Here is a 21,615-nt window from a genome sequence, read left to right as displayed (position 1 = left end):
GCAAGCTTAGGAAAAATTCACAAAAATTTGCGGCTTTTCGCGCCTGCTGGTTAAGGCTTCGTTAACACGTCAACTCCGTTGCATTTTAATCATCGCGGTTCGGGTTTTCTTTACCTCATTCAGGCAGCCTGTCCCTCTGTTTACGGAGCAAACGAACGATGTATCTGCGCGCCTGCGATGGTAAAGAAAGTGTAAAGCGGCTGGGACTCGCCTTCGGTCTTGCGTTTGCGTCCGGTTGTTTTTTGCACCATGGCGCGCTGGCCGCCGAGGCGGACCCGAGCCAGATCGAGCAAAATCTCGAACAGCGCAAGGAGCTGCGCAGCCCGGCGGCGCGCAGCGAAGACCTGCCCGTTTTGAGCACGCCGGGCGGCGGCGCCGCGAGCCAGATCGAGCCTTTTCTTCTGACCGGCATCCGGCTCACGGGAGCGCAGCTCATCGCCGCAGAAGACTTCATCGCCTCTTATGAAGAGTTCATGGCGCGCGAGGTGACCGGCGCCGATCTCATGACAATCACGCAGCGCCTGACGGACAAGCTGAAAGCGGCGGGATATTCCCTCTCCTATGCCTATGTGCCGGCCCAGGACGTGAGCGCGGGTGTCCTCACCATCGATATCGTTGCCGGGCGTATCGGCGAGGTGGTGCTGAACGGCGTGGAGAACGATGCGCGCCTGCAACCCTATTTCAGCGCGCTTCTTTCCGCGCGCGCGGTAACGCAAGCAGAACTCGAACGCGCCATTTTGCTGGTGCATGATCTTTCCGGACTCGAAGTGGGTGACATTGCCGTCGAAGAAAGCGGCGAGCGCGGGGTCTATAGGCTGGCGCTGCAGCTTTCCGGACGCAGCATCGACGCCTCCTTTTATGCGGACAGCCGGGGCACCCGCGCTGTCGGCCCCATTCAGGCGGGCATCAGTGCCGCCTATAACGGGCTGCTGGGCTTTGGCGACCGGCTGTCCGTGACCTATTTCACCACGCCGGAAACACCGCAAGAGCTGCAATATGTGCAAGGCGGCTATGACCTGCCGCTCGGGCATTCCGGCCTCCTGCTCTCCGGCACGCTCTCCTATAGCGATGTCGATGCGGGCGACCGGCTGTCCCTTGTCAATACACGCAGCGGCTCGACAAGCGGCGATATCGCCCTGCGCTATCCCCTGATCCGCACACGCAGCACATCGCTCTGGATCGGCGGGAAACTGAGCGCGCGCGAGGCGCATGAGAAAAACGAATTCGGCACCGTTTTCGAAGACAGTTTGCGCGTGCTGCGCGGCAGCGTCGATTACACGCTGTCGGATGAGTTTGGCGGGCAGAACTATGTCACGCTTGAAGTCTCCCAGGGCTTGACCCTTGCCGGCGGGTCGCGGCGCGGCGACAGCGCCCTTTCAAGGCCGGATGCGGGCGGCGCCTTCACCAAGGCAAAGCTGGAAGCCTACCGGCATCAGGACCTTTTCGGCACGGGGTTCGCGCTCGTGCTGCAAGCCTCTGCGCAAAAATCGGCGGACCCGCTTTTGTCGGCGGAAGAATTCAGCTTGGGCGGCGCCCGTTTCGGGCGGGCCTATCAATATGGCGAGCTGACGGGCGATGACGGGCTAGCCGGGTCCGTGGAGCTGGGATATACGCCGCAGCTGGATCTCGGTTATCTCACCTCCAGCACGCTTTACGGATTTTACGATGCAGGCGCGGTATGGAACCGCAACACTTTCGGGGATGGGCGGGAGTCGCTTGCCTCGGCCGGCGGCGGCGTTCGTATCGGGATCGATGGCGGGATCGATATCGGCCTTGAAGCGGCAAAACCGCTTACCCGCGCCACCGCCTATGATGGAGATAACAGCATGCGCTATTTCTTCACACTGTCCGTGTCCTTCTAAAAACCGCCTGCTAAACCGTCTTAACCCCGCCGGATGCCAATTGTCTCAAGGCGCGGGCATCGCGAATGGCGAGCGTGTCCTTATAGTTCTCAATGATATTTTTCTGCTTCAGCGTGTTGAGAATCCTGCTGACATGCACTTGCGTCAGTCCGAGCGCATCGGCCAAGCTCGAAAAGGCGCCGTTCCATATGCTCCTTTTCCTCCAAACAGATATCGATCACCCGCCTGAAGAAAGGTTCGTCATTGCGGCAAAGCTCACGCATCACAGCCACATCGAAAACGCAGACATGCATCGCAGTGAGCGATTGGACGGAGAATTGGTGTTTCTTTGCGAAGACCGACGAAGGTGAAATGATGTCGCCGGGCATGAGGAAAGAAAGTATCTGCCGACGCCCGTCTTGCGAAAGCATGTAGCGGAAGGCCCATCCTTCCCGGATGACATAAATGTTTTTGATCGGTTCCCCTTCCCGGTAAATCGTGCGGCGGCGGGGAAACTGTTCGCGCCCGCGGAAAAAAGGCGCAGGCGCATCCGGCATGACCGATTGGAAAAGCCGGCAAAATCCCAGCCCTTTTAAATGACATGTGCCGCAGGATACGCGCCCTGCAGTTGCCCCTTGCTGTGGGCCGCAGCCCCCCGATTCTTCCACGCTAACCCCCGATACGCGGTTACTGATCGATATGTCGCCCGACCCAACAAAAACCTACTTGCAAAAACGGCAACAACAAACACTCAAAGCGTTTTATACATAAGTTATAAAAGCAGATATTATTTCTATGTTTCACAATACTTTGTCGTTCCGAGTTTTCTTTACGACTTTATTTAAATTCACCCGATTAGATGGGCAGGCAGAGATATAGAGGAAATCCTCTAGACCTCAAGGCGGACAATGATGCCGTCTCATTTATCGCGGGGGATGAGCTATGACAGCTACAGTTGAACATGCGTTCCAACAAAACGAACGTCTCAGTTTCATGCAAATCGACGAAAAGATGTGTGCGCGCCTTGAAGACCTATGGCCGCACATCGAAAAGGAATTGCCGGAAATTCTCGACGGCTTCTATGCCCATCTGATGCGGCAGGAAGAGTTGAAAAATTTGATCGGCGCCCAAGCCGAGCGGCTCAAAAGCGCGCAAGGGACACATTGGGAGCGGCTTTTCACCGGACGTTTCACCTCGGATTATATGGACAGTGTGCGGACAATCGGCCTCACCCATAACCGGATCGGCCTGGAACCGCGCTGGTATATCGGCGGCTACCGCTACATCCTGTCTCGCCTGATCGGCAAGCTTGCAGCGCGGCGATGGTATTCTCCTTCCGGCACGGCCGATGACATCAGTGCCGTTATGACCGCCGTCATGCTGGATATGGAACTGGCGATCTCGACCTATCAGGACGCCATGGTCCATGACCGCATGGAGCGCCAGCATGCGCTGGAAAAAGCCATTTCCGATTTCCAAACCGATATCGGCGCGGCGCTTGAGCAAATGCATGCCAGCACGCAGGAAATGACTGAGCAAAGCACCGCGCTTACCAATCAAGCGCATGTAACGCGTGATGCGGCGGCAACCGTTGCCAGCGCCGCCGAACAATCCTCGATGAACGTGCAGGCCATTGCTGCCGCCAGCGAGGAAGCCCATGAAAGCATTGCCGAAGTGGGCCGCCAGGCCGCCCTTGCCAAGGAAGTGTCCGGCCAGGCGGCGCGCGAAATCTCTCAGACCGATGCGGATATTCAGGCCCTTTCGGCAGCGGCCAACCGGATCGATGAGGTGGTCGCGATGATCAACGACATTGCCGAGCAGACCAACCTTCTCGCGCTCAATGCGACGATCGAGGCGGCCCGCGCCGGAGATGCAGGCAAAGGCTTTGCCGTGGTTGCCAGCGAAGTGAAAAAGCTTGCCGGACAAACGGCCCGTGCCACCCAGGAAATCGAAGCGCAGGTCGGCGGCATTCAAGGGGCGATGACGAGTTCGATCGCCTCCATCGCGCAGATCCGCGAGACGATCATGCGTGTCGATGAAGTGGCCAGCGAAATCGACAAAGCCGTGCATGAGCAAAACCAGGCCTCGAACGAGATTGCCTCGAACGTGCAGCAGACCGCCAGCGGTTCGCAGAACGTTTCGGAGAATATCGGCAAGGTGGCGAGCGCTGCCGGAGAGACCCAGGCAACCGCCAGCGCCATCGACAAAATGTCCGCGCGCCTTTCCGCATGCGGGGGAGATTTGCAAACACATATTCAAACTTTTCTCTCCAAAGTACGCAGCGACGCGGCCTGAGCCGCGCCCAGTTGACGGACACCGGCAGGGCTGTTCATGGCACAAGTTCCCATCCTTCCCCGGCTTACCCAGCGGTTGACGGCGGGCATTTTGGCAGCGCCGTCGAGCGGCGCGGCGCTGGCGCTATGCTTGCGGTCGCTCGTCCTGCTAAGCGGCGCGCAGCATGCCGAAGGCCGGCTCGAGCGGGCGGGAGAAAAGAGCCTTCATGCCGCCTACCGGGCCAAGCGGAGCGCACAGACAAAGTGCCGGGGGCAGAGCAACGAGACGCGGATTGTTTTGCAGCAGCCGGGCAGCAGCCTTCATCTTACGCTGTCCGGCAGCGGGCATCCGGCCTTGGCAGCGACAGCAAAAACACTGCTCTCCCCGCTCCTGCCCGTCCTTCTATGCCGGGCAAAGGCGGATGGCGCGGAAACCGCCGGCCGGCTTTTTTCCGATATCGTGCAGGCGGCGGGCGATGCGATCTTATGCGTGGATGAAGCCGGTCACATTGTGCTCTTCAACGCGCAGGCCGAGCGGATATTCGGCTATGCGGCGGCGGATATTTTAGGCAAACCGCTCGAATTGTTGCTGCCGCAGCAAATGCGCGGCGCGCACCGCCAGCGTGTCGTGGCATTTTCCCGCGGCGCGGCTCAGGCCAAACCGATGGGCCGGCGGCCGGAGGTTTTCGGTCAGCGGCGGGACGGCACGCTCTTTCCCGCCGATATTTCCATCGCCAAGACTGAGAGCGAAACCGGCCTTCTCATGACCGCGATCGTGCGCGATCTTTCTCGCCTGCGGCAGACCGAACTCGCCTTGCTCGCCCGAGAACGGGAGCTTGAAGAGATTATCGACCGTATGCCCTTCGGCATCGTTATCGCGGAAGAAGCGACGGGGCGCATATTGCTTGCCAATGGCGCCTTCGAAGAGATAACGGGCGAAGCGATGGAGGCCATCAAAGGCGCGCAGGCCTCGGCGTTCTTTACCGGCCTTGCGCCGCACTCCCTTGCCGTCGAGCCGCTTTGGAGCCAATCGGCCTTTCAGGGTATAGAAGTGGAGGTGCGGCGGCGAAGCGGAGCCCCCGCCAAATCGCTCGTCTCGACCGTGCGGCTCACCTATCAAGGCAAGAAAGCCGTTCTCTTCGGCTGCAACGATCTGACCGCGCAGCTCGAAACACTGGCCAAGCTGCGGCAAAGCCAGGCGAAGCTGAAACGGGCACAGTTCATCGCCCGGATCGGCGATTGGGAATGGGCCCTTGGCAGCGGGCAAGTGACCTGGTCGGAGGAAGCCTACCGGATACTGAACCGGCAGCAGGCAAAGCAGACATTGCAGCCAAACGATTTTCTGGAATGCGTGCATCCGGCCGACCGCCCGCTTGTGCAAAGCGCCTTTACCGAGGCCCGGCTTCATCTTGCGCCCTTGTCCGTTCAGTGCCGTTTGGCGCCGGGCGATGAGGAAAGTTCGCCGGAAAGCATCCGTTATATCCGCCTTGAGGGACGGCTTGAAAACGATGCGCGCGGCCTGCCTGTAAAATGGGTGGGCACCGTGCAGGATATTACCGAGGAAGCTCAAATAAATCAGGAACTGGTGGAGGCCCGCAACAAGGCGCTGGCGGCCAGCCGCACGAAGACACGCTTCCTCGCCAATATGAGCCATGAACTTAGAACGCCGCTCAATGCGATTATCGGATTCTCGGAAATTATCGCCCATGACATTTTTCATGGGGACATGAACAAGTACCGGGAATATGCCGGGGACATTCTGCGCAGCGGCCACCATCTTCTCGAACTGGTCAACGACGTGCTCGATTCCAGCCGTGTAGAAGCGGGGCAGATCAAACTCAAAGAAGAGCTCATCGATGTGCGCAGCATGGCAGAAGATTCCATTCGCATGGTGCGCGAGCGCGCCGATCAAAAGGAACTGAAGATTACGCTGCAGGCGGAGGGCACATTGCCTGCCCTTTATGCCGACCACCGGCTCTGTAAACAAATTCTGCTCAACCTGCTGACGAACGCGATCAAATTCACCCCGGAGGGCCGCCGGATCGGCCTCGACATCGAGCCACTTACCTGCGGCCGGCTTTGCCTTGCCGTATGGGATCAAGGGATCGGGATCGGCGCGAAGGATATGAAACGTATCCTCCAGCCTTTCGAACAAGCGGAAACGTCCTTATGCCGGCAGAACGAAGGCGTCGGGCTTGGGCTTTCGCTCTGCAAAAGTTTTGCAGAGCTGCATGGCGCTGCCTTCCGCATCGAAAGCACGCCGCAGAAAGGGACACGCGCCTATGTCACTTTCCCCCCCGAACGGACCGCCGCGCCGGGTGCGCCACTGATGGATAACACCAGCCTGCTGGCCATTTGAAACGCCTTTATTTTCTTGCGTTAAGATCGCCGCCAAGGACTCCAGCTGAAACACGCCCGCCACCTCCTGGTGCCGCACAGCATTCATGGCTAACCCGCTTTAACCTTACTTTTCATTAGCGATGAAGAACGGTCATTTCCGCCGGTTTTCGGGAAAATCCGCCCACGTCACAAAATCTTGAATTAAATTTTCGGTTGACGCAGAGGACCGTTACGAGTCTTTAATCCGTGCACCGCACAATTCGGCTTTTCAGGCGGCCGTGCCCGCCGAACCCATGAGAAACCCCGTGACCTCTCGTTTCAGCTACAGATCGCCCGCCGTCAAAGCGCTGCTTGATTATTGGGCCAGCCTGCCGCGCCGTGGATATGCGCCGCTGAAACGCGACTTCAATCCCATGGCGCTGCGCGGTTCGCTGTCACATGCTCTCCTGCTCGATATTGGCGAGCCGGACGACATTCTTTTGCGCGTTGTCGGCACCGCGCATGTAAACCGGCTGGGAAAGGAAGTGACGGGCCAGAACATGCTTCTCGGCTTTGAGGAAAGGCTGCGCCCTTCCGTCGGCCTGACGCATTGGCTGGCAAGCCGCCATCCGTTCGGCACCTTTGCAGAAGTGGAAGAAACCTCTTCGGTAGGCAGCAAAGTTTCCCTGGAAGTGATTACCCTGCCGCTGCTGGGGGACACGGATGAGCGCTCTTTCCTGATTTCCGTAGGCTACGCACTCAATGACAGAGCGACGGGGCACAAAACAGAAGCGCGGCACAAGCGCCTCAGCTCCTGGCACCGGCCCGTCGTGATCGATCTGGGAAATGGTATTCCGGACGACCTGCCCGCGCCCAACCCCGAGCTCGGTCAATCCGAACCGATAACGATCAGCCTTGAAGACGCCTTGGCCGGGTTCGTCAGCGAAGGCTGCCCCAACTGATCTTTATTCCGCCGCATCGAGCCGGCTGATCACTTTCTTCTTGCCCCAATGGCCGCCCACATTGCTTTTGAAATGCGGCGGGCGGCTTTCAAGCGCCCTCGTTTCCAGCCAAAGCCGCTTCAAATGCCGCACCTGACCGCTTTCCCGGTCGTCCCGGTAGGCGGTGCGCGCATGAAGGACGTGATAATTGTTCACGAATTGCATGTCCCCCGGCTCGAAATCCATGAAGACGGCAAAGCGCGGGTCTTGTGTCATGTCATCGAGCAATTGCATCGCTTCTTCGGCAAGCGGGGTGATGCGCGGCGCGCTTTCATGGCGCTGGGAGGCAAGAATATAGGGTCGGATGTAACGGGCAAAGAGCCGCTCCTCCCAGCGGGTGAAAACCGGCACCTCGTACCAGGGTTTGCCGCCTGCCGCTTCCTCGCCGCGGTAATCGTATGGCTGAGGCTTATAAAGCTCGGCCAGAAGACCGGGCCGGGTTTCAGCGAGTTCGTTATGGATCGCCAGAATGTTGCAGACCGCCGAAAGCCCGCCTTCGGCCGGGCGCTGCAAACACATGAGCCCCACCAGGTCCGAACCGTCGGAATGATAAGGCAGCGCGATACCGCCCAGCTCATTGCCGCGCGCGGTATTGTCATCCAGCGCTTTGCCCTGATCCGTCACGTCCCCCAGCATATGGCCGTGTTTGTTTTGCGGCCAGGGATTGCCGAGGTGAAGGCCGATACCCCAATAGGCAAGGCACATATCGTCATTCGAATAATCAAGACGCGGCAACCCGCGGAGCAGCACGAAGCCGCGCCCGTCGATCAGTTCTTTTTCGATGCGCGCCAGGCGGGTGGAAAGATGAGGAAGCGGAAAATCCTCCCGCCCGATCTCCAGCATGTTGGAAGAAACGCTTTTGGCATGGGTAAGCGCCGCATCGATCTCATCGAGCTCCGCCGGGCTCAGCACTTCCGTCCAACGGGATGTGTCGGCCACATCGCCGCTTTGCCAGCCTGCATGGGTTTCAAGCGGGCGCACATCCTCTGCGCTCATGACCGGTTCTTCCATCCCGTCTCCTCCTCTTTTTCCCCTCGCCCTTTTCAGGCCGGGGCAGGCTGCGCGCCGCGCAGCAATTTACCCGGCACCGCGCCCGTCCCTTCATCGTCGCGCGCGATGATTTCGCCCGAGACGATCGTCGCCTTATAGCCCTTGGCGCGCTGCACGAGGCGGCGCCCGCCTGCCGGCAGATCGAACCCCACTTCCGGGCGGAACAGGGAAAGGCCCTGATAATCGATCACATTCAGATCGGCTTTATAACCCGGCTTCAAAATCCCCCGGTCGAGCAGGCCGACGGCCCGCGCCGTGTCCTGAGTATGGGCTTTGACCACGAAAGAGAGCGGCAGGCGCTCGCCTCTTTTCCGGTCGCGCGTCCAATGGGTGAGCATATGGGTGGAGAAACTGCCATCGCAGATCATGCCCACATGCGCGCCGCCATCGCCCAGCCCCAGCACCGTGTCCTTGTGCAGCATCATCTGATATGAGGGCTCGAGCGAGTTCTGCGCGTAATTGAGAAACGGGAAATAGAGCATCGCCCTGCCGTCATCTTCGAGCAGGAGATCATAAGCCAGCGCCAGCGGCTCGACCCCGCGCGCTTTTGCCCGCGCGCCGATGCTGGTTTCAGGATCCGGTTCATAATCGGGCACGTGGTCGAGCGCATACATTTTATGAAGATGGGCGAGCACCGAGCGCATGAAAGGGTTGTCGGTCGCAGGCTCTTCTTTCAGCAGCTTTTCCTTGAAGGCCGGATCGCGCATCTTTTCGACTTTTGCAGCGAGCGGCAACGAGGCGATTTCCTTGAAACCCGGATGCGCGGAGAAGGGATTGAGCGTCAACTCCAGCCCCAAAAGCACCCCGACGGGCCGCCCGCAGACTTGCGCTTTCATCGGCAAGCCGTCATTCGCCGCCGCCTCGATCTGCGAGAGAAGAAAGCGCCAGCCTTCCGGCGCCTTTTCGTTCTGCGCGAGGGAGAGCGACAAAGGCCGGCCCGATCGTTCGACCATCCGGCGCAACATGGAAAACTCGCGCGCCGGGTCGGCAAAGTCCGAGACGACCTGCAGGACGCCGCGCCCTGCCGCCTTCAGCCCCATGGCAATGCCCACAAGCTCGTCTTCTTCGGCGGTGAGCGTCGGCGTGGGCGAGCCGTCCGAGGTGCGGTGATTGAGCGTGCGGGAGGTGGAAAAGCCGATCGCCCCGGCGCTGACCGCGTCTTTTGCGATGGCGGCCATGGCGGCAATATCATCGGGGGTCGCCGGCTCCCGGTTCGCGCCGCGCTCGCCCATCACATAAACCCGCAAAGCGCCATGGGGCAGCTGCGCGGCAAAGTCGATATTATGGGGCAGCGCTTCCAGCGCATCCAAATAATCGGGAAAGCTTTCCCAGTTCCATTTTAGCCCTTCGGCAAGAACAGGCGCAGGAATATCCTCCACCCCTTCCATCAGGCGGATGAGCCGGTCATGGTCCTCGCGCCGGCAGGGTGCAAAACCGACGCCGCAATTGCCCATTACCGCGGTCGTCACCCCATGATTGGAAGAGGGCGAAAGATCCGCGCTCCAGGTCGCCTGGCCGTCATAATGGGTGTGAATGTCGACAAAGCCCGGCGTAACCAGCAGCCCACTGGCGTCGATCTCCTCGGCGCCCTTGCCCGCGACTTTGCCGATTTCGGCGATTTTGCCGCCCGACACCGCAATATCGGCCTCGAAAAGATCGCCGCCCGTGCCGTCCGCCACGGTGCCGCCGCGTATCACCAGATCGTAGGTGCCCATAAACTCTCCTCCCCGTTTCTTTTTTAAAAATCCTACGCTTCCCCCGCCGCGCCAGCAAGCATAGACGCCGGAAGGCGATTTCCCCTGCGTTTCCGGCTTATTCGTCTTGCACCCACCCGTTCAGTTTCTAAACTTGGGGCCAAGGGGGAAGCTGATGGATAGTCTCGCATTTACGGTCGCCAGCGCTTTTGGCGCGCTCGAGCTCGATCTTGCCTGGGCAGCGGATTGGCGCGTGCCGGCCTTGATCGGCCTCGGCTTTGCCTTTGCCTCGGCGATGATCGTTGCGCTTCATCAATTCCGCTTCTTTTCCCAGATGCGCAATCCGGAAAACTTCGTCAATCAGGAATTGAAACGCGCGCGTCTCCATCTCGGCGCACCGCCCAAAAAAGACAGCACCATCGCCAAGCGCAAAAGGAAAATCCGCCGCGTAAAGCAAGCAGCCTGGCGCGCGCTCTGGGCGCGGTTCTGGCTGCTGTTCACCGCAGGCCATCTCATTCCCTCCGCCCTGCTCTTCATCGTGGTGCTGAATTACAGCGCCTTCCGTCCCGGCAGTTTTCCTTTCGAGGAAATTACGAGCGGCCTTGCCCTTGCAAAAGCGGACCCTACAAGCAGCGGCGTCTTCGTGCTCGGACAATTTTTCCGGGGCGCTTTTCTCGATGTGGCCGAAATCTTCCGCATGGAAACAGGGCCCATCACGAACAACACGTCCGACTGGCTCTTTTCCAGCATTCTGGTTTTCTTCCGCGCGCTGACGGGTCTTTATACCGGCGCGCTCTTGCTCTTCCTTGCCCAGTCGCTTCTCGTACGCCTGCGCGTCGCCCGTCTGCTACGCCTTAAAAGCGATGAGGAACTGGGCGTTTAACCCAGTTCCCCGTCTCTGCTTTCCCGTTTCCAGCCAAACCAGGCTCAGGTTTTGGCGCGGGCGAGATCTTCTTCCAGCGTCTTCGCCGCCAAATAAAAGTGCAGCGCCCCCCAAAGGCCGAGCGGCGTGATCGCCAGCAGCGCATAGCGCACGGATTCCTCCCCCGCCGAGGCGGTGAAGGCATCGGAGAGCATGCCCACCACCTGCGGGCCCGCGCCGAGCCCGATCAGATTGAGGATGAAAAACAGGATGGCCGAGGCCGTGGCCCGCATCCGCAGCTTCGCAAGGCCCTGCGTCATGGCGATGGCAGGCCCGGTGAAAATCGCGCCCGCCGCCGCCGGGGCGATGAAAAGCAGGATCGCCGCCGTCTTGCTGTCGGTGAGATAAAGCGCAACGCCGAAAGGAAAGGCGGCGACCCCGGCAAGCGCCACGAGCCACATGTTCCAGCGCACATCCTTATGGCCGAGCTTGTCCGCAAAAAAGCCCGCGCCGAACGTGCCCGCGCCGCCCGCAAAGCCGATGACAAGGCCGAGCATCATGCCGATCTCCCCCAGGCTCATGCCGAAAGAGCGGGCAAGAAAAGTCGGCACCCAGGCCACCCCCGCATAGCCGACAAAGGCGATCAGCGCCGAGCCGAGCGCAATATGCCGGAAGGCCTTTTGCGACCACAAGAAGCGCACCACTTCACCGATGGCAGGTGTCTCTTCCGTGCCAGGCGCCACCCCATCCGAGGCGCCGCGCTCCGGCTCCTTGACGGTGAAAAGAACGACAAGCGCCATCAAAATACCCGGCAGACCGACAATGATGAACGTCATGCGCCAGCCGTAATTCTCCGCCAGCCAGCCGCCTGCGAAAAGGCCGATCAGCAAGCCGATATTCACCCCGAGCGAGAAGAAGGCAAGCGCCGTCGCGCGCGCTTTGGGAGGAAACATATCCGCGATCATGGAATGGGAGGGCGGGCTGGAGCCCGCTTCCCCAACCCCCACCAGCACGCGCAAGATGACGAGCTGAATGTAGTTCGCAACGAAGGCGCAAGCTGCCGTCATCAGCGAGAAGATCGTCAGCGCGGCGGTGACGACATTGCGCCGGTTCGTCCGGTCGGCCAGCATCGCAATCGGAATGCCGAGCGTGGCGTAGAAAATCCCGAAGGTCATGAACAAAAAGCCGAGCTGGGTATCGCTCAAGTCCAGTTCGGCTTTGATGCCCGGCAGCAGAATGGCGAGAATCTGCCGGTCCACATAATTGAGTACATACACGATTGTCAGAATGACCAGCGCGTAGATCCGGTAGCCCTTGCCCAGATGCGCAATATTGGCGGCAACGCCCGGCGGCGTGTCGGCCCGTTCACTCATTCATTCCTCCCCGAATGCCAGTGATTATTTTGGATGCGTATTTCCAGTGCGCTCACGCTAGCAGCGCGGCCGCGCCCGTGAAAGGCGAAACGTCCTGGCGGGCGCAAAAGCGGTCCCGTATTCGTGACCGGAAACGGAGGGGACAGGCCGGCGATTGGCTGTAAACTCCGGCCATGTCCACCCTTGCCTTAAAAGACAGTTTCGCATTGCCCGTGCCGCCGCTTTTTTCCTGGCGCGACATGCTGAGTTATTTTTTCTTCCGCCTCATTCCCGGCGTTGAGGTGATCGAGGGGCAAGCGCTGCGCCAGGCCGTGCGCCTTCCCCGCTCCTCTGCCATGATCGAGGTGAAACCCGTACCGGCGAAAAAAGCGCTCGGCGTGCGCGTCTTTTCCGCCAGGGAAGTGGAGAGAGATGTCATCGCCGCGCGCCTGAGGCGCCAATTCGATCTCGATGCGCCGATGCGCAAGGTCAACGAGAGATTGAAGCAGCACAGTGCCCTCGGCCTCCTCGTCAAGGCGCGGCCGGGCCTGCGTGTGCCCGGCGCGTTCGATCCTTATCTTCTGGCGATGCGCGCCATTCTCGGCCAGCAAGTCTCGGTCAAAGGCGCAACGACACTGACGGCGCGGCTGGTGGAGCGGTACGGCGAACGCGCAGCGCCCCCCAATGAAGATGGGCTCTGGCCGCACACGCTTTTCCCTGCGCCCGAACGCCTCGCCGGCGAGACGATCGAAGGGCTCGGCATGCCGGGTAAACGGGCGGCGACGCTCGCCCGCCTTGCCGGTTTTGCCGCAGATGGCGGCTTCAGTGCGCTTGAAAGCGACCCCGCACCGCTCAAAACATTGGAGGCGCTGCCCGGCATCGGTCCCTGGACGGCGCATTATGTGGGACTGCGGGCCTTGCATCTGCGCGATGCGTTTCCTTCGTCCGATCTTGGCCTTCGCTATGCGGCGGGCGATTTTTCCGGCGCGGTGCCGAGCGCCAAGGAACTTGAAGAGATGTCCCGGGCCTGGTCTCCTTACCGCGGCCATGCCGCCATTCATCTCTGGGCCAGCCTGCACACTGAGACACAAGGAGCCAAAGGCGGATGAGAAAGAACAAGACCCTGCAAACCAGCGCCACGTCCTCGCTTGAAACGCCGATCGGTATTCTGCGCCTTCTTGCCGAAGAAGACGGGCTCACCCATGTCTTCTTTCCCAATGAAGACACGGTCAAAGTGGAAGCGGCAGACCCGGCCTCGCCCGCCGCGCTCAAGGCGCGCGCCCATATCGAGGCGGCGGAGAAAGCCTTACAGGAATTTTTCGCGGGCACGCGCAAAGAGTTTTCCGGCCTCACGCTTGCCCCGCGCGGCACGCCTTTTCAGCAATCGGTCTGGCGGGCGCTCCTGACCATTCCTTACGGCGTCACCTGGAGCTATAAGGACATTGCCGAGAAGATCGGTAATCCCAAAGCGGTGCGCGCCGTTGGTCTTGCCAATGGGCAGAACCCCATTCCCGTCATCATTCCCTGCCACCGCGTCATCGGCTCGAACGGCGCGCTGACCGGCTTTGGCGGCGGGCTGCCAACCAAGGAATGGCTGCTCATCCATGAAGGCGCGCTCACCTCGTCCCTGCTCTAGGCGCGCGCCTTTACGCGAAACAAATTCTATCCTTTGTCGTTGGTTTGAGAACCGGCGCCGCCTATGCTGGCAGCCAAGCCTTAGCATCACGGGAGAATGCGATGATGGAAGTCAGCGGCCTTTTCGGGCTTTTACTGTTGATCGCGGATGTTTATGCGATCGTGAAAACCGTCCAAAGCGGCGCCGATACGGGCGCGAAAGTGCTCTGGATCGTCGCCATCATCATCTTCCCGGTGATCGGTGTGCTCGCTTGGTTCCTGTTCGGCCCGAAAGGCTGAAGCCGGGCCGGGGAAACCGGCGCTCAATGCCAGAAAAGAAGATCGGGCGCCTCTTCGCCGCGGGCAAGACGGGGTAGCGGCACGATAGGCACGCCCCCGGCAAAGCGGCCGATCACCGCGCAGGTTTCTTCCAAAGGCACCGGCGCTTCTTCCGATTGGCTGACAATGATGGCGCCGGGCGCAAGGCCCTCTTCCTTCATCACTTTCAGTGCCGTGAGCGTATGGCTCACCGTTCCAAGATAAGAACCCACGACGAGAATGGGCGTCAGCGCCGTCTCGCGCGTCAGTGCTTTCATCCAGTCGAGCACCAAGTGAGTTTCATCGAGCGGCACCATGAGCCCGCCCACCCCTTCGATGAGAAGATGATCGTGGTTGGCCCGCGCCGCTTCCCCGCAAAAAGAAACGAGCGAGCGGAAAGGCACGGAGCGCCCCTCGCGCGCCGCCGCCATATCGGGCGACATGGCTTCCTTGAAATGCCAGGGCGTGATCGCCTCGAAATTTTCGTCCGTCACCTCGCGCCCCATCGCCTCGAGCAGCAAGGCCGTATCGCTGCCTGCAACCGTCTCCGGCGTAATGCCGCTGAGAACGGGCTTCAATGCCAGCACCTTGTCGCCGCGCGCTTTGAGCTGGCGCACGATGTGAGAGGAAACGAAGGTCTTGCCGATTTCCGTTCCCGAGGAGGTGACGAAAAACACACTCATTCTGCTGCCCTATCGATGAGGATCTTGTCGCGGATAATGGCGGTGAGCCGCTCGATGTCTTTATCTTCATGCTCGGCGGTGAAAGTAAAGCGCAGCCGCGCCGTTCCCTCCGGCACGGTGGGCGGGCGGATGGCGGTGACGAGAAAGCCTTCTTCTTCCAGAAGCGCGGAAGCGGCGAGCGTTTTATCCGGATCGCCCATCAGGATCGGCACGATGGGGCTTTCCGCTTCCGGCAGATTGAGCGCGCGGGTAAAGGCTTTGGCTTTTTTCACGGGCAGCGCGGCGAACGCCGGATCGGCCTCGATCAGATCGAGCGCGGCAATGGAGGCGGCAACGGAAGCAGGCGGCAGGCCCGTCGAATAAATCAGCGTGCGGGCGCGGGTGCGGATGAAATCCACCACCGGCTGACTGGCGCACAGATACCCGCCGTAAGAGCCGATGGCTTTGGAAAGCGTGCCCATTTGCAGCGGCACATCGGCTTTTCTGCCGCCGATGAAGCTCGAGCCCTTGCCGCCCGCTAGCACGCCGATGCCATGGGCATCATCGCTCATCAGCCAGGCATCATGGGCACGTGCCAGCTCCCCCATTTCTTCGACGGGCGCCAAATCCCCGTCCATGGAAAACACCCCGTCGGTCAGGATCAGGCAATGGCGGTGCTTTGCCCGTTCTTCTTCCAGCAGGGTTTTCAAATGGTCCAGATCATTGTGCCGGAAGATGCGCGTTTCGGCGCCGGAAAGCTTCGTGCCGGAAAGCAGGCAGGCATGGGAAAGCTCGTCCGCCAGAACAAGATCGCCCTCGCGCGCCAAAGCCGGCACGATACCGAGATTGGCCAGATACCCCGAGCCGAAAATCACGCAGTCATCTGTCTCTTTCAGCCGGGCGAGACGTTTTTCGAGCGTGCGGAAAAGCGGATGATTGCCGGTGACGAGCCGGGAGGCCCCCGAGCCTGCCCCATAGCGCTCCAGCGCCGCGCGGGCCGCTTCCTTCACTTCCTTACGGTGCGAGAGATTGAGATAGTCGTTGCAGCAAAAGGAGATGAGCTCGCGCCCGGCGCGGCGCGCCAGAGCCGGGCCATAACGGTCCGTCTCGATCAGGCGGCGGCGCAGGCTGCGCGCTTCCAGATCCTCAAGTTTCCCTTGCGCAAAGCGGTCGAGGGAACGGGACGTCGCCGGGGAAGCCATCTCATTCTCCCATTTTTCCTGGGGACATTCGCTCCGGTGCCCCTGAAACACAGGCGTGAGCCAGGGCCGGGCCGGATGCGGGAAACTGGGCCGGGCGGGGGGCCGGTGTCAATCGCAAAGCGCGGGCCCAAGGACTTGAAACCTGACCGAGTGCCTTGCTATTGGCCCGGCCATAATCCCTTGATCCGCCTTGCATTCCCCGGCAAGCCGCCTATGCTCGGCCCCGTAATTCAGCCCGCCAAGCGGCCGCCGGACAAGAAGTCAAAAAAGGCCGCGATCTTGAGGGAGTCCGCTCATGACCATGACCATGCCCGCTCACAAAGAGCCATCCGCCCAGCCCGCAAACGATCTTGCCGGGAAAACGGCAGAGGCTGATGACGGTCTGCGTCATGACTGGACGCGCGAGGAGGTCGAAGCGCTGCTCGCCCTGCCCTTCAACGATCTGATTTTCCAGGCGCAGACCGTGCACCGCAAATGGTTCGACCCGAACGAAGTGCAAAAGAGCACGCTGCTTTCCATCAAGACGGGCGGCTGCCCGGAAGATTGCGGCTACTGCAACCAGAGCGCCAAGTTCGACACGGGGCTGAGCGCTTCGAAACTCATGGAAGTGCAAAAAGTGCTGGAAGGCGCGCGCCGCGCCAAGGAAGCGGGCGCCTCGCGCTATTGCATGGGCGCTGCCTGGCGCAACCCGAAAGACCGCGACATGGAAGCCATCGTCGCCATGATCAAGGGCGTGCGCGAAATGGGCATGGAAACCTGCATGACACTCGGCATGCTCTCGCCAGAACAGACGATCCGTCTGAAGGAAGCCGGGCTCGATTATTACAACCACAATATCGACACGTCCGAAGAGTATTATAAAGAGATCGTCACGACACGGACCTATCAGGACCGTCTCGACACCATTCAACGCGTGCAGGAAGCGGGTATGAATGTGTGCTCCGGCGGCATTCTGGGCATGGGCGAAAGCCAGTCCGATCACGCCGGTATGCTGCAAACGCTTGCCAACCTGACACCGCATCCCCAAAGCGTGCCGATCAACATGCTGATGCAGGTAAAAGGCACGCCGCTCGGCGAGAGCAAACAGATCGATCCCATCGATTTCGTGCGCACCATTGCCGCTGCCCGCATCATGATGCCGAAATCCGTCGTGCGCCTTTCCGCGGGCCGTGAAAACATGTCCGAGGAAACCCAGGCGCTTTGCTTCCTTGCCGGGGCGAACTCGATCTTCATCGGCGAGCAGCTTTTGACGACGAAGAACCCGGCAAAGGAAAAAGACGATGCGATGTTCGAGAAGCTGGGCCTGAAGCCCATGCCCGCCCATCGCTGCCCCTCCGAAGTCTAAGCGGGCTCATGACTGCGCGTATACCGCCTCTCAATCCGCTTTTCCCGTCCCCTCCTGATTGGCTTTTGGAAGGGGCGGCGCATCTCTGGCTGCCTTATAGCCAGATGCAGACGACGCCGATGACGCTGCCGGCGGTCAAAACCGAAGGCGTGCGCATCACGCTGGCCGACGGGCGCGAGCTTATCGACGGCATTTCCTCCTGGTGGACGGCGGCGCATGGCTATAACCATCCGCGCATCCGCGAGGCGGTCTCCCGACAGCTCGATGCCATGCCGCATATCATGCTGGGCGGCTTTGCCCATGAACCGGCCATGCGTCTCGCCAAACGCCTGGCGGATGTCACACCGGGCGATCTCGCGCATACGTTCTTCTCCGAATCCGGCTCCGTCTCCGTCGAAATCGCCATGAAGATGGCCGTGCAGTATTGGCTCAATCAGGGCAAGCACGGCAAAACCCGCTTCATCAGTTTCCGCGGCGGCTATCACGGCGACACGATCGGCACCATGTCGGTCTGCGATCCGGAAGAAGGCATGCACACGCTTTTCAAAGGCGCGATCCCGCAGCAATTGCTGGCCGACCTGCCGGCCGATAGGGAAAAGGAAGCCGCGCTCGAGGCCTTCATTGCCGAACACGCACATGAAACGGCGGCGATCGTCACCGAGCCCTTGGTGCAGGGCGCGGGCGGCATGGTGTTTCACGAGCCTGCCGTCCTTGCCAAGCTGCGCGCGCTTTGCGATGCCCATGACATTCTTCTTATCGTCGATGAAATTTTCACCGGCTTCGGGCGCACGGGCACGCTTTTCGCCTGCGAGCAGGCCGGCATCGTGCCCGACATCATGACACTCTCCAAAGCGCTGACGGGCGGCACGCTCGCCCTTGCCTCCACCACGGCGCGCAAGCATGTTTTCGAGGCGTTTTTAGGGGAGGACCCCGACAAGGCGCTGATGCACGGGCCGACATATACGGGCAATCCGCTTGCCTGCGCCGCCGCCCTCGCCTCGCTCGAGCTTTTCGAGGAAGAGCCGCGCCTTGAGCAGGCCCGCGCCATCGCCGCCCAGATGGAAGAAGAGCTTGCCCCGGCGCGGGAGATTTCCCGCGTGAGGGACGTGCGCGTCCTGGGCGCCCTCGGCGTCATCGAAGTCGATAAGCTCGACGATGTGAACTGGTTCAAACAGCGTTTCGTGGAAGAGGGTGTCTGGATCCGTCCCTTCCGCAACATCATCTACATCACCCCGCCGCTCGTCACCGGCAAGGAAGACCTCTCCCGGCTGACGGGCGCGATGCTCAAAGTGACGCGCGAATGGGCAACACGCTGACAAAGTCAGCAGTTTTTACGCCTAGATACAAAGATAGTGGTGCTGCCGAAACACGGTATCTCGCGTGATCACGAAAATGGTTAGCTAGATGTTGTGAAGGGTCTGGCCAAAAGTTAATCTGACCGCGGCTGGTGATTCGCCGCCTTTCTCAGCTCATTGAAGCTTGAGCGCAAAACGGTGGGGGCGTTTTGCAGACCGGCGCTTTGGGGCTAATCAGAGATCTCCCCCTATCGATGCAAGGATATGGCGTCATGCATGTGATCGCGTTCGCGTCCCAGAAGGGCGGCTCGGGCAAGACAACACTTGCCGGGCATGTGGCGGTCGAAGCGCAGCGGCAGGGTCTCGGCCCCGTTGCGTTGATGGATACCGACCCTCAGGGCTCTCTTTCTCAATGGTGGAACGTGCGTCAGGCCGAAGAGCCGTTTTTCGCGCGGGCAAGCGAGGCGGGTCTGGAAGCGGACCTTGCCCGGCTGAAAGAAGGCGGCGTGAAGCTCGTCGTCATCGACACGCCCCCCGCCATCACCTCCACCATTCAGCATGTGATTTCCCTTTCCGACCTCGTGGTCATTCCCACCCGCCCGAGCCCGCACGATCTGCGCGCCGCCGGGGCAACGGTGCAGCTCTGCGAGAAATTGTCGAAGCCGCTCGCCTTCGTGCTCAACGGCGCCTCGCCGCGCGCCCGCATCACCACGGAAGCGGCCATCGCCCTTTCCCATCATGGCGCGGTTGCGCCTTCCGTCGTGCATCAGCGCGTCGATTTTGCCTCCAGCATGATCGACGGACGTACGGTGATGGAACTCTCGGAAAAGTCGAAATCGACGGGCGAGATTGGTGAACTCCTGCACTTCCTTGAAAAACGGCTGCGCGGTGATACAAGTTCTCCTTTATTGGAGAATCAGTCGCTTAGGGGGGCGGCCTAATGACGAAAAAGCCTGCGTCGCTGACGAGTGAACTCCTGGCCAAAAAGGGGGAGGCGCTGCCCTCCTCCATCGATCCGCAGGCCAGAGCCAGTTCACCGGAAGAATTGAGCGGCGCAGGAGCGGGGGAAGAGCCCGCTCACGCTTCCCCCTCCTCCGTCCTTTTGGCGGAAGGCGGCAAGGAGGCCCCCGTGCGCCCCGAGCCGGATGTCGTGATGGAACCGGATGACGAGCCAGCCAAACGCGAAGTGACCCGCCGTTTCATCTTCGGCGCGCTGGTCGCGGGCGCCGTGCTGGTCATTGCCGGGATCGCCATGTCGCTTTTCGCCAACCGCGAGAGCCTTGCACCTTCCGGCGGCGAAACCACCGCTGAAACCGCAGCCCCCGAAAGCGGCGCGGAAGAAGCCGCCACCGCAGAAGAGCCCGGCGAGACAAGCGGCCAGCTCGTCATGGATGAAGGCCGCGGCACCGCCCCTGTCGAGGAAGAAACGGGCGCGGCGGCAGAAACAGCCGGGAGCGCGGAGCCTGCTGGCGACCTTGCCGGCGAACCGGCTCCGGTCGAAATCACCCCGATCACGCCCGAAGCGTTGGATCTCGCCGAACAGGGGCCGGAACTGCCCAGCGCGCCGGAAGAACCGGCTGCCGAGGCCGAAACAGCGCCCGCACCTGAAACCGCCACGGCTGAAGAAGCGGCTCCGGCTGCCCCTGACAGCAAGATCGCGCAGTCCGGCCAATATCTGATCCAGCTTCTCTCAGTCAAAGACGAGGCGGGCGCCCGCGGTGCCTGGGCAAAACTGCAGGGCAAATATCCTGAGCTGCTGGGCGGCGAGACGCTGAACCTGCAGCAGGTCGATCTTGGCGAGCGGGGCATCTATTACCGCGTGCGCACCGGCGCTTTTGACAGCAAAGCCGGGGCAAATGCCCTTTGCGGCAAGCTGAAAGCCGCCGGGCAGGACTGTATCGTGCGCCGCCAGCCTTAAGGCCCGCGCATCACGCAGCCACGACCTGGACCATGAAAAGGGCGCTCTCCGGCGCCCTTTTTCTTTTGCCGCGCTTCGGCTAGGGTCCGCGCCAACAGATATTGACCTTCAAAGACAGGATAGACGACATGGTGCAAGCGGTGATCTGGGATTTCGGCGGCGTTCTGACCTCCAGCCCCTTCGAGGCTTTCAACCGTTTCGAGGCGGAGCTCGGGCTTGAAAAAGATTTTATCCGCCGGATCAATGCGACCGATCCCGACACCAATGCCTGGGCGCTCTTCGAGCGCAGCGAAATTTCCCTCGACGAGTTCGACGAAAAATTCGCCGCCGAAGCCAAACGGCTCGGTGCGGATATTCGCGGCCGCCAGATCATCGAGCTGCTTGCCGGCGACATTCGCCCGGAAATGGTCGAAGCGCTCAAACGCTGCAAAGCGAAATTCAAAGTCGGCTGCATCACCAACAATGTTTCCGCCGGAGAAGGCGCCGGCATGGCCCGCTCGGCGGACAAGGCCGCTGCCGTTCAGGAAGTCATGGAGCTTTTCGATCATGTCATCGAAAGCTCGAAAATCGGCATCCGCAAGCCCGATCCGCGCATCTATGAAATGGCCTGTTCGGAGCTTGGCGTCGCCCCGGCCGATGCGGTCTATCTCGACGATCTCGGCATCAACCTCAAACCGGCCAAGGCGCTCGGCATGCGCACGATCAAGGTGCTGAATGCCGCCCAGGCGCTGGAAGAGCTGGAGACTGCCGTCGGGTTCCCGCTGCGCTAAGGCCCACCTTAGCGTGCAGGCGGGTGCGCGAGGTTTTGCATTTTCGAAACCTCTCCACTCCTCCGTGAACAAACAATAATGTCAGCCGTTTTCCTTATG

General features: G+C 60.7%; 20 protein-coding genes. 13 read left to right on the top strand and 7 right to left on the bottom strand.

Features of this window, described 5'->3' with window-relative positions; genetic code table 11:
* Nucleotides 1–158: 158 nt before the first annotated feature.
* Entirely contained in the window at nt 159–1,862 is a 1,704-nt protein-coding gene (locus tag M2A_RS01950) for a ShlB/FhaC/HecB family hemolysin secretion/activation protein (RefSeq protein WP_045442134.1), read from the top strand.
* Nucleotides 1,863–1,872: 10 nt separating this feature from the next.
* Here the strand turns inward: M2A_RS01950 and M2A_RS18500 are convergent, their stop codons facing one another.
* Complete coding sequence (locus M2A_RS18500; RefSeq protein ID WP_197052809.1) at nt 1,873–2,001, bottom strand: winged helix-turn-helix domain-containing protein; 129 nt, start codon at nt 1,999–2,001, stop codon at nt 1,873–1,875.
* On the bottom strand, nt 1,952–2,509 hold the full coding sequence (locus tag M2A_RS17060; protein ID WP_156101653.1) for a Crp/Fnr family transcriptional regulator: 558 nt from the start codon (nt 2,507–2,509) through the stop codon (nt 1,952–1,954). Before M2A_RS17060 ends, M2A_RS18500 begins: the two co-directional genes overlap by 50 nt.
* 274 nt (nt 2,510–2,783) lie before the next feature.
* On the opposite strand from M2A_RS17060, the gene M2A_RS01940 reads away from it, so the two are divergent.
* From M2A_RS01940 to M2A_RS01930, 3 genes are all read left to right on the top strand, one after another.
* A complete protein-coding gene (locus M2A_RS01940; protein WP_045442131.1) occupies nt 2,784–4,136 on the top strand; it encodes a globin-coupled sensor protein in 1,353 nt (450 codons plus the stop codon).
* A gap of 36 nt (nt 4,137–4,172) precedes the next feature.
* Nucleotides 4,173–6,473, top strand: coding sequence for a PAS domain S-box protein (locus tag M2A_RS17055; protein WP_052379123.1), 2,301 nt, complete (start codon nt 4,173–4,175; stop codon nt 6,471–6,473).
* A gap of 286 nt (nt 6,474–6,759) precedes the next feature.
* The gene (locus M2A_RS01930; RefSeq protein WP_045442128.1) at nt 6,760–7,395 is read left to right on the top strand and encodes a PAS domain-containing protein; all 636 of its coding nucleotides are present in this window, start codon (nt 6,760–6,762) and stop codon (nt 7,393–7,395) included.
* Between the two features lie 3 nt (nt 7,396–7,398).
* Here M2A_RS01930 and M2A_RS01925 read toward each other — a convergent pair whose 3' ends face one another.
* Nucleotides 7,399–8,445 (bottom strand): TauD/TfdA family dioxygenase, encoded by a 1,047-nt coding sequence (locus M2A_RS01925; RefSeq protein ID WP_244444358.1) that lies wholly within the window; start codon nt 8,443–8,445, stop codon nt 7,399–7,401.
* A gap of 32 nt (nt 8,446–8,477) precedes the next feature.
* Nucleotides 8,478–10,199, bottom strand: a complete 1,722-nt coding sequence (locus M2A_RS01920; RefSeq protein ID WP_045442125.1) for an N-acyl-D-amino-acid deacylase family protein — start codon at nt 10,197–10,199, stop codon at nt 8,478–8,480.
* A 154-nt stretch (nt 10,200–10,353) separates the two neighbouring features.
* On the opposite strand from M2A_RS01920, the gene M2A_RS01915 reads away from it, so the two are divergent.
* Complete coding sequence (locus tag M2A_RS01915) at nt 10,354–11,061, top strand: hypothetical protein (RefSeq protein ID WP_045442122.1); 708 nt, start codon at nt 10,354–10,356, stop codon at nt 11,059–11,061.
* Between the two features lie 44 nt (nt 11,062–11,105).
* Here M2A_RS01915 and M2A_RS01910 read toward each other — a convergent pair whose 3' ends face one another.
* A complete protein-coding gene (locus M2A_RS01910) occupies nt 11,106–12,413 on the bottom strand; it encodes a spinster family MFS transporter (RefSeq protein ID WP_045442119.1) in 1,308 nt (435 codons plus the stop codon).
* 173 nt (nt 12,414–12,586) lie between these two features.
* Between M2A_RS01910 and M2A_RS01905 the strand changes: the two genes are divergently transcribed.
* From M2A_RS01905 to M2A_RS17695, 3 genes are all read left to right on the top strand, one after another.
* The gene (locus M2A_RS01905; RefSeq protein ID WP_045442117.1) at nt 12,587–13,501 is read left to right on the top strand and encodes a DNA-3-methyladenine glycosylase family protein; all 915 of its coding nucleotides are present in this window, start codon (nt 12,587–12,589) and stop codon (nt 13,499–13,501) included.
* Nucleotides 13,498–14,028: a methylated-DNA--[protein]-cysteine S-methyltransferase gene (locus M2A_RS18445; protein WP_045442115.1), complete on the top strand. Its 531-nt coding sequence runs from the start codon at nt 13,498–13,500 to the stop codon at nt 14,026–14,028. The genes M2A_RS01905 and M2A_RS18445 overlap by 4 nt, the downstream gene beginning before the upstream one ends.
* Nucleotides 14,029–14,129: 101 nt before the next feature.
* Complete coding sequence (locus M2A_RS17695; protein WP_197052808.1) at nt 14,130–14,306, top strand: PLDc N-terminal domain-containing protein; 177 nt, start codon at nt 14,130–14,132, stop codon at nt 14,304–14,306.
* 23 nt (nt 14,307–14,329) lie between these two features.
* On the opposite strand, the gene bioD is transcribed toward M2A_RS17695, so the two are convergent.
* The gene (gene bioD / locus M2A_RS01895) at nt 14,330–15,007 is read right to left on the bottom strand and encodes a dethiobiotin synthase (RefSeq protein ID WP_045442113.1); all 678 of its coding nucleotides are present in this window, start codon (nt 15,005–15,007) and stop codon (nt 14,330–14,332) included.
* Nucleotides 15,004–16,188 carry an 8-amino-7-oxononanoate synthase gene (gene bioF, locus M2A_RS01890; protein ID WP_045442111.1) on the bottom strand — a complete coding sequence of 395 codons (1,185 nt, stop codon included), beginning with the start codon at nt 16,186–16,188 and terminating at the stop codon, nt 15,004–15,006. The genes bioD and bioF overlap by 4 nt, the downstream gene beginning before the upstream one ends.
* A 301-nt stretch (nt 16,189–16,489) precedes the next feature.
* Here bioF and bioB point away from each other — a divergent pair, with 301 nt between their 5' ends.
* From bioB to M2A_RS01865, 5 genes are all read left to right on the top strand, one after another.
* Entirely contained in the window at nt 16,490–17,533 is a 1,044-nt protein-coding gene (gene bioB / locus M2A_RS01885; protein ID WP_045442395.1) for a biotin synthase BioB, read from the top strand.
* Nucleotides 17,534–17,541: 8 nt separating this feature from the next.
* Complete coding sequence (locus tag M2A_RS01880) at nt 17,542–18,849, top strand: adenosylmethionine--8-amino-7-oxononanoate transaminase (RefSeq protein ID WP_045442109.1); 1,308 nt, start codon at nt 17,542–17,544, stop codon at nt 18,847–18,849.
* A gap of 251 nt (nt 18,850–19,100) precedes the next feature.
* Entirely contained in the window at nt 19,101–19,769 is a 669-nt protein-coding gene (locus M2A_RS01875; RefSeq protein ID WP_045442393.1) for an AAA family ATPase, read from the top strand.
* Nucleotides 19,769–20,746: an SPOR domain-containing protein gene (locus M2A_RS01870; protein ID WP_045442106.1), complete on the top strand. Its 978-nt coding sequence runs from the start codon at nt 19,769–19,771 to the stop codon at nt 20,744–20,746. Before M2A_RS01875 ends, M2A_RS01870 begins: the two co-directional genes overlap by 1 nt.
* 128 nt (nt 20,747–20,874) lie before the next feature.
* Nucleotides 20,875–21,516 carry an HAD-IA family hydrolase gene (locus M2A_RS01865; protein ID WP_045442104.1) on the top strand — a complete coding sequence of 214 codons (642 nt, stop codon included), beginning with the start codon at nt 20,875–20,877 and terminating at the stop codon, nt 21,514–21,516.
* Nucleotides 21,517–21,615: the final 99 nt, after the last annotated feature.

The sequence above is a fragment of the Tepidicaulis marinus genome, assembly GCF_000739695.1.
GTDB lineage: Bacteria > Pseudomonadota > Alphaproteobacteria > Parvibaculales > Parvibaculaceae > Tepidicaulis > Tepidicaulis marinus.
Note: the sequence above shows the minus strand (reverse complement) of the source record. Positions and strands in the feature narration are given on the sequence as shown.